At 53.5% G+C, this 10,462-nt stretch carries 10 protein-coding genes; 7 read left to right on the top strand and 3 right to left on the bottom strand.

The window, feature by feature from the left end; genetic code table 11:
• Positions 1 to 25: 25 nt before the first annotated feature.
• The 4 genes from mglC (at position 26) to QMG93_RS23925 (ending at position 4,264) form a co-directional block, all read left to right on the top strand.
• A complete protein-coding gene (gene mglC / locus QMG93_RS23910; RefSeq protein WP_281940935.1) occupies positions 26 to 1,036 on the top strand; it encodes a galactose/methyl galactoside ABC transporter permease MglC in 1,011 nt (336 codons plus the stop codon).
• A 127-nt stretch (positions 1,037 to 1,163) separates the two neighbouring features.
• Positions 1,164 to 1,439 (top strand): hypothetical protein, encoded by a 276-nt coding sequence (locus QMG93_RS23915; RefSeq protein WP_281940937.1) that lies wholly within the window; start codon positions 1,164 to 1,166, stop codon positions 1,437 to 1,439.
• Between the two features lie 123 nt (positions 1,440 to 1,562).
• Positions 1,563 to 2,573: a YeiH family protein gene (locus QMG93_RS23920; protein WP_281940939.1), complete on the top strand. Its 1,011-nt coding sequence runs from the start codon at positions 1,563 to 1,565 to the stop codon at positions 2,571 to 2,573.
• 116 nt (positions 2,574 to 2,689) lie between these two features.
• Positions 2,690 to 4,264, top strand: coding sequence for a copper amine oxidase N-terminal domain-containing protein (locus QMG93_RS23925; RefSeq protein ID WP_281940940.1), 1,575 nt, complete (start codon positions 2,690 to 2,692; stop codon positions 4,262 to 4,264).
• A gap of 90 nt (positions 4,265 to 4,354) precedes the next feature.
• On the opposite strand, the gene QMG93_RS23930 is transcribed toward QMG93_RS23925, so the two are convergent.
• Positions 4,355 to 5,254, bottom strand: coding sequence for a D-alanyl-D-alanine carboxypeptidase family protein (locus tag QMG93_RS23930; RefSeq protein ID WP_413789326.1), 900 nt, complete (start codon positions 5,252 to 5,254; stop codon positions 4,355 to 4,357).
• 190 nt (positions 5,255 to 5,444) lie between these two features.
• Between QMG93_RS23930 and QMG93_RS23935 the strand changes: the two genes are divergently transcribed.
• Positions 5,445 to 6,029: an RNA polymerase sigma factor gene (locus tag QMG93_RS23935; RefSeq protein ID WP_281940942.1), complete on the top strand. Its 585-nt coding sequence runs from the start codon at positions 5,445 to 5,447 to the stop codon at positions 6,027 to 6,029.
• The gene (locus QMG93_RS23940; RefSeq protein ID WP_281940945.1) at positions 6,007 to 7,773 is read left to right on the top strand and encodes a DUF4179 domain-containing protein; all 1,767 of its coding nucleotides are present in this window, start codon (positions 6,007 to 6,009) and stop codon (positions 7,771 to 7,773) included. The genes QMG93_RS23935 and QMG93_RS23940 overlap by 23 nt, the downstream gene beginning before the upstream one ends.
• 612 nt (positions 7,774 to 8,385) lie before the next feature.
• On the opposite strand, the gene QMG93_RS23945 is transcribed toward QMG93_RS23940, so the two are convergent.
• Complete coding sequence (locus tag QMG93_RS23945; protein WP_281940947.1) at positions 8,386 to 8,820, bottom strand: DUF6526 family protein; 435 nt, start codon at positions 8,818 to 8,820, stop codon at positions 8,386 to 8,388.
• 129 nt (positions 8,821 to 8,949) lie between these two features.
• Here QMG93_RS23945 and QMG93_RS23950 point away from each other — a divergent pair, with 129 nt between their 5' ends.
• Complete coding sequence (locus QMG93_RS23950; protein ID WP_281940948.1) at positions 8,950 to 9,645, top strand: DNA alkylation repair protein; 696 nt, start codon at positions 8,950 to 8,952, stop codon at positions 9,643 to 9,645.
• Position 9,646: 1 nt separating this feature from the next.
• Here the strand turns inward: QMG93_RS23950 and nfsA are convergent, their stop codons facing one another.
• Positions 9,647 to 10,381: an oxygen-insensitive NADPH nitroreductase gene (nfsA, locus tag QMG93_RS23955; protein ID WP_281940950.1), complete on the bottom strand. Its 735-nt coding sequence runs from the start codon at positions 10,379 to 10,381 to the stop codon at positions 9,647 to 9,649.
• Positions 10,382 to 10,462: the final 81 nt, after the last annotated feature.

Consider the following 10,462-nt stretch of genomic DNA (forward strand, 5'->3'; position numbering starts at 1 on the left):
ATCGCGAAGGAGGAGAACCGGGCTTATGAAGACGGGAAAGCTAAATCATTTTTTTACGCAATATGCCATTTATATCGTTCTGATCCTTCTCGTAGCAGGCATTGCGGCGTCCGATCCGCGCTTTCTGTCGGTCGATATTTTGCGGGACATTTTGCTGCAAAACTCGACCCGCGCCATTATCGCGCTGGGAGCCGCGTTCGTGCTGATTACGGGAGGAACCGATTTGTCCTCAGGGCGCGTCGTCGGGTTGACGGCGGTATTGTCCGCTTCGATGCTGCAGACGGCCGACTACCCGCGCCGGTTTTTCCCGGACATGCCCGATCTGCCGGTCTGGGCACCGATCTTGATCGGGATTGCCGCTGGGCTGCTCGTCGGCCTGATCAACGGCTGGATCGTATCCAAGCTGAGCGTGCCGCCGTTCATCGCAACGCTGGGCACGATGGTCATCGTCTACGGGGCCAACTCGATCTACTTCGATTTGAAGCCGAACGAATCGCAGCCGATTGCCGGCCTGCGCCAGGACTTCACAACCATCGGCACCGGCTTCATCGGTCCGAACGGGCCGTATTCGCTGCCGTATATCGTCATCATCGCAATTGTCGTCGCTTTTATCGTCTGGGTCGTTTTCAACAAGACGCGGCTCGGCAAAAATATGTACGCCATCGGCGGTAACATGCAGGCGGCGGTCGTCTCCGGGATTAACGTCAAGCGCAACCTGATCTATATTTATGCGATCGCAGGCGCGCTGTACGGCTTGGGCGGCGTGCTGGAAGCGGCCCGTACGGGCGGCGCGACGAACAACTACGGCAACATGTACGAGCTTGATGCGATTGCCGCGTGCGTGGTCGGCGGCGTATCGACGGCGGGCGGGATCGGAACCGTGCCGGGTGTGCTGGCCGGCGTACTCATTTTCGGCGTCATCAACTACGGCTTGACCTTCATCGGCGTCAGTCCGTATTGGCAGCTCATTATTAAAGGGTTGATCATCGTCGCCGCCGTCGCTTTTGATATTCGTAAGTATTTAGCGAAAAAATAAGGAAGTCGCAAAAGGCTTGTCGCATAGGCGGCAAGTTTTTTTTGCGCTAGGCCCCAAGGAGGATTGCAATATCTTTATTTATCCGATAAAATAACTATGAATTAACCGAAAGGAATGGGTGATTCCGATGACGGCACGTTGTCCTCACTGCTCCGGCGTTCAGCCCTTGGACGCTTCGATCTGCCCTCACTGCGGAGCCGAGGCGAAGACGCAAGACCGGCTGCTGGACGCTTTGACTTATTGGGACGGCACGGCTGCCGCTTCCCGTCTGTATCCCTCTTTGATAGCTCTTCTGATCGTTGTCGTCGCCGGCGGAGCGGCCGCTTGGCTGCATGTTCCCGCACTCTTCTGGACCGGTGCCGTCATCGCGCTTCTGTACCGCCTCTTCACGATTAAAATTTAAAGCCATCCCGTCAATCATAATAAAAGCTTATTCATAGCATCAAGGATTCGTATTTGTGTTTTCCTCCCGAATCTCTTACGATTACACCTGTCGGAAGTACATGGGAATCGGGGGGGAAGCACTATGAACGGTTTGAAATCACTCGGCCCGGGTCTCGCGCTCACGGGAGTCATTGCAGCCGTGTCTTACGGGCTCGGCCTGCTGTTTCCGCTGATCGGCGGCTCGGTTTTTGGCATCGTGATCGGCATCCTGGTGAACAATCTATGGCGCAAGCCGCAACATACATGGCAGGGCATTCGTTTTTGCTCCAAAAAAGTGCTGCAATGGGCAATTATCCTGCTTGGCTGCCGTCTCAGCTTGTCGGAAGTATGGAAGACCGGCACGGAGACGTTCGCGGTCATGATCGTCACGCTGCTGCTTTCGTTCGCCGCGGCCTACGGCTTCGGGCGGCTGCTTCGCATTCCGCTGCGCATGGCGACGCTAATCGGCGCAGGCACCGGCATTTGTGGCGGTTCGGCGATCGCGGCCATCTCGCCGGTTATCGAAGCAGAGGAAGCGGAGATCGCGTATTCGATCTCGACGATCTTCTTGTTTAACATCGTCGCGGTCCTTGTTTTTCCCGCGCTTGGGCATGCGCTCGGCTTATCCGATGCGGGCTTCGGCTTATGGGCGGGCACCGCGGTGAACGACACTTCTTCCGTCGTCGCTGCAGGGTATGCATTCAGCACCGCTGCCGGGGATTACGCTACCATCGTGAAGCTGACGCGCACCACGATGATCGTGCCGATCGCGATCATTATGGCGGTCGTCGTCGGTTGGAGCAAGAAGCGGGAAGCTGCGGCTGCCTCTGAGGGGGGATCATTTTCGATCAAGCAAGTATTCCCTTGGTTTATTTTATGGTTTCTCGCCGCTTCGCTGCTGTACACGCTCGGACTTTTCGGGGAACAACTCCTACAGTGGATTCATTTGGCGGCGCAGTTTATGATCGTGGTGGCGCTGACCGCGGTCGGCTTATCGGCCGACTTCCGGCAGATGACCGCAACCGGCGTAAGGCCGATGATTCTCGGCTTAATCGTCTGGTTGGTCGTCTCCGTCACGGGATATGCGGTCGGCACGCTGACCGGCCAAATGTGACGTTCTCGTTATGCGGGAACGTCTTTTTTTTTTGCAAAGTTACGGAAGAAGGAAATCCGTTCCATCTCATCGAATCTTTAGTCAAGTACATAAGACTAACGAAGGAGAGATGCCCGTTGTTTAAAAAAATCGGCGTATGGGTCATGAGCGCAGCTCTTGTGTTTACGGCCGGCTGCCAGTCGCTTGGCGGTTTGGATATGAATCAGGCCATTGAAAACGAATTGAAAACGAATTCTTACGAGGCTTCGCTGTCGATGGCGCTGCAATACGATGTGGGAGATACGAGTGCCTTGTCCGAATCCGAGAAGGAACGCGTGGCCTTTTGGAACGGATTTCAATTAAACGTATCCAGCTTGAAGGTGAATCGAAAAGAGCAAACGATGTCGGCCAAAGGGTCGATCACTGCTGCTAAGCTGAACCTTCCATTTGCCGTTTCCCTAGATAAGGATGTTGCGGTGCTAACCGTGGAAGGCGCGAATAAGCCGATTGTTATTGCCGATTGGCGTAAGAACGAGCTCACCGGTCTGTCTCATGAGGTGACGATGTACGACGATTACTGGTTCTATAGGCTGCAAAGGTTTTTGAAGGAGTTTCACTTGGTTGATCAGCAAGAGGTGACCAACAAAGCGATAGGCCTCCTTGCCAAAAACCTTCCAAACGCCGCCTCCCTTGCCGTAGACAAGAAGACGGAAACGATTCAAGGGCAGACGGTCAGCGGACATCAGCTCCGGTTCGATGTATCGGGAGAGCAATTTGCTTCGTTGTTCCGGTCAACGTTTAAAAACGTAGCTTTGGACGACCAAGGCTTGCGCGAGCTGGCTGTCGTCATCTACGATAAGTTCCATCCGGAGCTAAAAGAACTTGGCTTCGCGGAGGAGTTGTTCCAAGACCGGCAGCTCGGTACGGAAGCAGTCTATACGGGGGCGAAAGCGATTGCGCTTTATTTGACCTCCGAAATGGGCGGTGCTTGGGAGCAGGAACTGCTGAGCCAATCCAAGCTCAAAGTGGACGCATTCGTCGACGAGAGCAAGCAAATCCGCCAGTGGAACTCCGAGATCGCTATGCAAAGTCCCCCGGGAACGGAAGACGGAATCCGCGGCGGCAAGCTTACCGTCCGGATGGACCGCTGGAACATCAATGGAGATGTGAAGCCGGACATCATCTCCGCGAAGGATGCGATCCTGTACGAGGACTTATCGAACGAGGACAACTTGAGACAGGTTGTGCAGCCGGATTCGGCGTTCTACAAGCTGTTGAAAGAGCAGCTTCGAATCACGGAGAAGTATTTGTACTTCTATATTTGGTCCGAATCCGACTTGGACGGTGTACCGGGGGCAGAGGCAGAGGGGACAGAGGCATATCCGGCCTACGATTACAATGCCGCTTATATTTCGGGCAGTAATACCGCCTATGTGCAAGGGAAAGAGCTCGGGGAAGGGCTTGGCTATAAGGTGACATGGGATGCGGGAACGAAAACGATGATCATCGCGAGCTCCCAGACGGAGATCGTACTACAAGCGGGCAGCGCAACGGCCCGGGTGAACGGAACCGACAAAAGCATCGGCGCTCCCGCCGTGCTGAAAAAAGATGCGCTCTACGTTCCGGTCCGGTTCGTAGCCGAGCAATTGGGCGCCAAAGTGAAAACCGAGGGAGAGGAAAGCTTATACTCCATCGAAGTATATAAACCGTAGTACAGGACGCATAGAGAAAAAAACAAAACGCCTGATTCTTCATCCTTTGTGGAAAAAGAATCAGGCGTTTGACGTTTCTTATGAAGCGGATCAGGATTTTGGCTTCGTTACAGGTACGGCGTTCTTAACGTATTCTTCCAGCGTTACGCCCTGCTTGACGATCGCTTTGGCCGTGTCTACGCCGACATAGCGGAGGTGCCAAGGCTCGTATTGGTAGCCGGTAATGCCCTCTTTGCCTTCCGGATACCGGATGATAAACCCGTAATCGGCCGCGTGCTCGGCGAGCCACTTCGCTTCCTTGGTTGCGCCGAAGCAGTCCTGCGCCGCGCATTTACCCGAGCTGCCGGCCACGTCGATGGCCAGCCCCGTCTCATGCTCGCTGTGTCCCGGCTTGGCGCTATATTTGTTCGCTGCGGCTTCGCCGTCTTTTTGCACGTATCGGTTATACACCGTTTTTTGCGTTTCATGGGAGCGGTAAGCGGAGACGCCTGCCAGCGGCAGGTTATCCTTTTTGGCCGCTTCAAACAGCTTTTCAAGCGCCGCGGCCGCTTCCTTGCGCATTTTGCGCTTTTCAAGCTTTTCTTTGAACGTAAAAGGCACATTCGGGTCAACCAAGTCCTGCGGCTTGTAGCTATCCGGCAGCTTGTTCGTCTTGTTGACAAGAACCGCAACGTCCGCTGGGTTCGCGACAACCTGAATATCGTCTGTTTTCTTACCAGATTTGGTATCCGTTTGAGCTGTCTGCTTTACCCCCGCGGTACCAGAAGCTTGATTCTGCCCGTTCGTAGAGGCGGCAGGTGTCTCGGACGGTTTCGACTTGGATGCATCCGCGCTAGTACCAGTCGAGCTGGTATTCGATGATGCAGGAGGTGTCGAGGTTCCGGCTGCGGTGTCGGCCTGCGTTTTGCTGCCGCCGTCTCCGCATGCGGCGGATACGAGCATGAATGCGGCCAGCAGCAACGCTGCGGCGGTCGTACGACGAGAGTTCAATAGAGCCAAATCCTTTCTGTATTTAAAATGCACGCGCGTTTTAGCGGTCTCTTATTACATAGACGACGTACGAATACGAAAAGTTTCTAATTTTTTCTCCCATCCGCTCTTTGTAAAAATATTCCCTAAGGTGAGAGATTGGATTCCGGTTCGTCGTCTATACAGTATAGAACGCTGGGAGGACCGAGTGGTGGAGGAACGCGATATCCGGCAGGAGTCGGAACGAGAGCTTATTCATCGGATTGTGGCGGGAAGCAAGCAGGAATTCTGCTTTCTGGTCGATCGCTATAAACAGAAAATTTACGGCCTCCTTCGGGGGATGGGGGCGAGCCCTATGGATGCGCAGGATTTGACGCAGGAAACCTTCATTAAGGCCTATCGTAAGCTTGCTTCGCATCAACCGGACAAAAGCTTCGCCTCCTGGTTGTATACCATCGCCGCCAATCTGTTGAAGGATCACAAGAAAAAGCACAGATTCGAGGAGCATCCCATCGGGCAGGTTGAGACTGCGGTCAGCGACGGCCCGGAGCAATCGGTGCTTCAAACGGAACGGCGAACCGAATTTCAACGGCTGCTGGCGCTGCTTCCGGCCAACTACCGGATGGCGCTGCTGTTAAGATACACGAATGATTTGAGCTACGAGGAGATCGGCGAAGTGTTGGAGGTATCGGTGAGCAAAGTCCAGAACGACTTGTACCGGGCGAAAAAACGGCTAAAGCAGATCATGACCGAGAGCAAGGAGGGATTGGAATATGAAATGCTTGAGCCGCGATGAAATGGAGATGTTCCTGACCCGCTCTGGCGTCACCAACCGCAGCGGCATAGATGATCATCTCGCTGCTTGCTCCGATTGTCAGCGATTGAAAGACGCTCTTTTAGAGGAACAGGAGCAATGGGCCCGGGAAATGTATGCGGAAACGCTGCCGGAATCATTCACGGATCAAGTCATGTCCGCGCTGCAGGACGAAGAGATCGAGCCTGCGACGCCGGAACCGATGACCGAACGGGTAGGTCGTGTGACGATGAAGCGCCGCCGGAAAATCTGGTGGGTCACGGTAGGAGTAGCTTCCATCCTCGTGTTGCTAGGTGTGGCGTCCTTCTATTCAATACCGACGGTCGCGGAAATTATCCGGTCTTTATTTTCACGCAATAATGTAGATATCGGCTTGCTGCGGGCGCAGGAATTCGGTTTGGTACAGCATCCGAACATTAAAATAAATGATAAAGGCTACACGCTCAAAATCGACGAGGCTGTTGCCGACCCTACCCGTGTTATTGTGGCGCTGCAACTGTTCGGCCCGGACGGAAAGCACGAGCGGGATCGCTTAAGACTCTCGGAAGAAGGAAGCCGTATTCTCGTTAAGGACGAGCAGGGGAAAGTGATTGGAAAATTGTACGATATGGGGGCGACGAACGACTTTTATTATCTCGTTGCGTTTTTTCCAGAGCCCATTCAATCGAATCGTATTATGATCGAGGGACAGATCGGTAAATTGGACGGAGATTCTTGGAAAAAGGGATTTCCCGTCGTTAAAGGAAACTGGAGTTTTGAATTCCCGATCGATATGACGGAGGCGCAGAAACAAACGAGGATCACCGAATTGCAGGGGGAGTATACATCCCCAGGTGGTATGACGGTTCGCTTAAAGCGGTTAACCCGTATGGTGCAGGGGGTTCGTTTGGAGTTGGATACGGAGCTCAGTTCGGAGGCATTGATGCGGTCTCCGGGAGACCTTTGGCAGAAGCAGGAGCTGATGTTTCACTTTGAAGACGCGGCAGGCAGCGAAATTCATAGCGTGAATACGAGAAAACACCCCAGCATGAATAGTTTAATGACCCAATCCCACATTGCTGGCGATAAGGTCGGATTGATGCATTTAAGTTATACGTTCCAGTATCTCCCGGAGAACCAGCCGTACCGTTTCGTCTTCGATGGGTATTACATACCGGAGCGGGACGGTTCGTCGGTGAGCTTTGCACCTGCTCGTTTGCAGGAAGAACCGGTGTTTTTCCGTGCGGACGGCGACGATATTCGGTTGAAAGGTTTTACGATCGAGCAACCGCCGAATACGAACGGTAAAGAAACGGAAGGTACGCTGCATGTCGATGGGAAACTATGGAATGGCTATTCTTTTGATGACTATTGGATGGCACGGGATTCGGAGGGCAAAGAATACCAAGTTTCGATGCGTGGGGCTTCGAGTTCGAAGGGATCAGGATGGAAGGATGGGATGATCGAACTGAGAGAGGACTATGAGTTCCGAATCCCCGGTATGCTGACTGTGCCGGAACGGATTACGCTGATACGAAACGTTGTGAATAAACGATACGTTAACGTCGATTGGTCGGTTGAGATGAACGGAAACCTGGAGAACCATAATAAAGAAGGCCTTGCGGGCTCTATCCAGCAATTTGGCGACCTTAACTTACATGTCGGGCGGAATGAAGAGGCAAAAGGACAGCGGAGGAAGCTGTCCTTTTTGCTTGGAATCAGACTCATTCGATGTGGAAGCTGGTAGATTGTTAGGCGGGGAAGAGAAGCCGAATGCTGTATTGTTTGTGTTTTGGCCAATTAGATCTTTTTATAAAGTAATTAAGAAGGAAAAACACGTTTCGGCGCTGCGAGGAGGTCGCTAGAACCCCAACGGTAATAGGTTACTATCCGAGAGGAATAAAGCGAGAACTGAAAGTTGCACGGACGGATTTCACGGGCTACGACTTTCTCCTGTTGTGCGCTTTTCTCCCGTCGTGCCACTTTCGCGGTAGTCGTTGCCGCGCTGCATGGCGGCGGATGGGCTGACCCGTTAGTTTTGGGCGGCAAATAGAGGAACTCCGATTCGCTAATCGCAGGCCCTTGGCCTCAGGAAAAATATAGAGGAACATACGTTAGCTATCCGTGTCGAAAATAGTTTGTTGTGCCTCAAAAGGGAGCAATAGCGCATCGCAGTTCCTTTAAATGTTGCCAAAGGCGGTCGGGCGAAGCCCATAGCTCACTACAGTTCCTCTATTTGGCACGCATGACGTATGGTGGATGGTGCATTTAGGCATATAGAGCTTCTGGTGCATGGTGTATACAGCGTATGGTGCATATAGCGTATGGCGCATACAGCGGCGGGTTCACAGCAGGGATATTACAGCCGGTGGTAATCCGCCCGCCATTTTTGGATCGCTTTCTTGATGTCATCGGGCTGCATGTTTTCTTCTGCCGCTTTGCGACATAGCTCCGGGTACTCCTGATCGCCGGCGAATCGCAAAGCGATGATTTGCCGCAGCGATAATCGGGGATCGATCGGCTTGCCGGTCATGATAAAGTGCCGGAGCTGCTCTTCCGCCCGGATGGCCCGGTCTTGAGCCTTGAGTGCATACGTCCGCACCAGCATGACCAAGATGGCGTCGATGACACTCAGCCCGAGAAGAAGCAGTGCGATGGACACGCCTTCTCCCGCTACCAGGGAACGGACGGCATAAATCACGGCACCGACGAGAACGATCAAAGTTAGCCAAAGAAGCACGAAATGGAACAGCGGATCCAATTTCCGGTGGTTGGCGTACTGTTGGGTTTCCAAACGATTTTCCTCCCGTAGTCAGGTTAGTTTTATTGTATAACTGGCTACAACAATTTACCACACTCTTGGTTGCTTGCTTGTCCGCTTTTTTGTAAAGTGAAGAAAATAACGATACTGGAGGTTATTTTCTTGGCTTACGTTACTCCCGATTATGCCGAACGTTTGCAGGCCCATCTGCGATCCCATGCGAACCCGGAATTGGCAGGCCCGATGCAGGCATATATGCGCGATCAATTCGCTTTTCTGGGGATCAAATCGCCTGAACGCACGGCGCTGGTCTGGCAGTTTCTTCAAGAGTACGGCGTACCGGAAAATGGGGAATTGGAAAAAGCGGTCCGGGCATTGTGGGCGCAGCCGGAACGCGAATTCCAGTATGCGGCGCTAACGCTGCTCGGGAAAAGAAGCAAGACTGCGAATGCCTCCCGAATCGAGCTTTTGGAAGAGCTCATAACGACCAAATCGTGGTGGGATACGGTGGATGAATTGGCGGGACATGCGGTAGGGGAATTGTTCGCCCGGTTTCCCGAGCTGATTCCGGTCCATACGCAAAGATGGATGGCTTCGGATTCGCTGTGGCTGCAGCGGACGGCATTATTGTTCCAGCTTCGCTACAAGAAGCGAACGGATGCGGTTTTACTCTTTGATTTGATCAGGCAGTGCGCGGACTCGAAGGAGTTTTTCATCCGAAAAGCGATCGGTTGGGCGCTCCGGGAATATTCCAAGACGGACGAAGCGGCGGTCCGCAGGTTCGTCACCGAAACTGCGTTATCGCCGCTCAGTATCCGTGAAGCGCTCAAATATGTGGATCGGCGAAAGCCGAAATAACCTATTCCAGCTTAAAGCCCCGGGCCTCCAAGAAGCTTCGTATATGCGCACGCACCGGCTGCCGGAATTTGTCCGCCATCCCTCTGGACCATGTGGTCACTGTTTTGCCTCCGGTTCTCGTTCGGTAATATTCCAGCATCGTCTCGTCGTACGTTTCGATCTGCTGCCGCACATCGTCTGCTTGATAACCGTTATAGTGCAGAACGGCCTGCTTCGGCAGCCGCGGGCGAGCCGAAGGCTCTTGATCGGGCACGCCGATACACATGCCGAACACCGGATAGACGAGCTCGGGCAGCTGGAGCAGCCGGCTTACGTCCTCTGGAGCGCTGCGGATTCCGCCAATGTACACGATCCCGAATCCGAGTGATTCGGCGGCCACCGCAGCATTTTGCGCGGCAAGCGTCGCATCGACGGTGGCAACGATGAAGCTTTCCGTATTTTGATGGAACGTTTCACCGTTCAGCTCGGTTGCTTCACGGAGTCGGTACAAATCTGCGCAGAATACAAGGAACAGACCGGAATGCTCGACATAGGCCTGATTTCCGGCCAGCCGGGCCAGCTCCTGCTTTTTCTCCGGGTCGGTCACGGCAATGATGCTGTAGGCTTGGACATTGCTTGAAGTCGAAGCCATTTGAGCAGAAGCGACGATGGCGTCGATGTGCTCCGGCTGCAGCGGAACGTCTTTGAATTTGCGTATGGAGCGGTGGTTTTGGAGCAGGTCAATTACGGCGTTCATAAATGGTTGCACCTCCGAATGGAATGGTATGGAATGTAGTAAATAGGAAAGACCCCCTGTCGGGGGTCTCCAGCAGACTGG

The sequence above is a fragment of the Paenibacillus tyrphae genome, from assembly GCF_027925525.1.
GTDB classification, from domain to species: Bacteria; Bacillota; Bacilli; order Paenibacillales; family NBRC-103111; genus Paenibacillus_G; species Paenibacillus_G tyrfis_B.

Excerpts from the sequence above, each read along its gene's own strand:
- nfsA (WP_281940950.1), bottom strand. The coding sequence starts at position 10,381 with ATGAACGCCGTAATTGACCTGCTCCAAAACCACCGCTCCATACGCAAA.
- QMG93_RS23940 (WP_281940945.1), top strand. The coding sequence starts at position 6,007 with ATGAAATGCTTGAGCCGCGATGAAATGGAGATGTTCCTGACCCGCTCT.
- QMG93_RS23920 (WP_281940939.1), top strand. The coding sequence starts at position 1,563 with ATGAACGGTTTGAAATCACTCGGCCCGGGTCTCGCGCTCACGGGAGTC.
- QMG93_RS23915 (WP_281940937.1), top strand. The coding sequence starts at position 1,164 with ATGACGGCACGTTGTCCTCACTGCTCCGGCGTTCAGCCCTTGGACGCT.
- mglC (WP_281940935.1), top strand. The coding sequence starts at position 26 with ATGAAGACGGGAAAGCTAAATCATTTTTTTACGCAATATGCCATTTAT.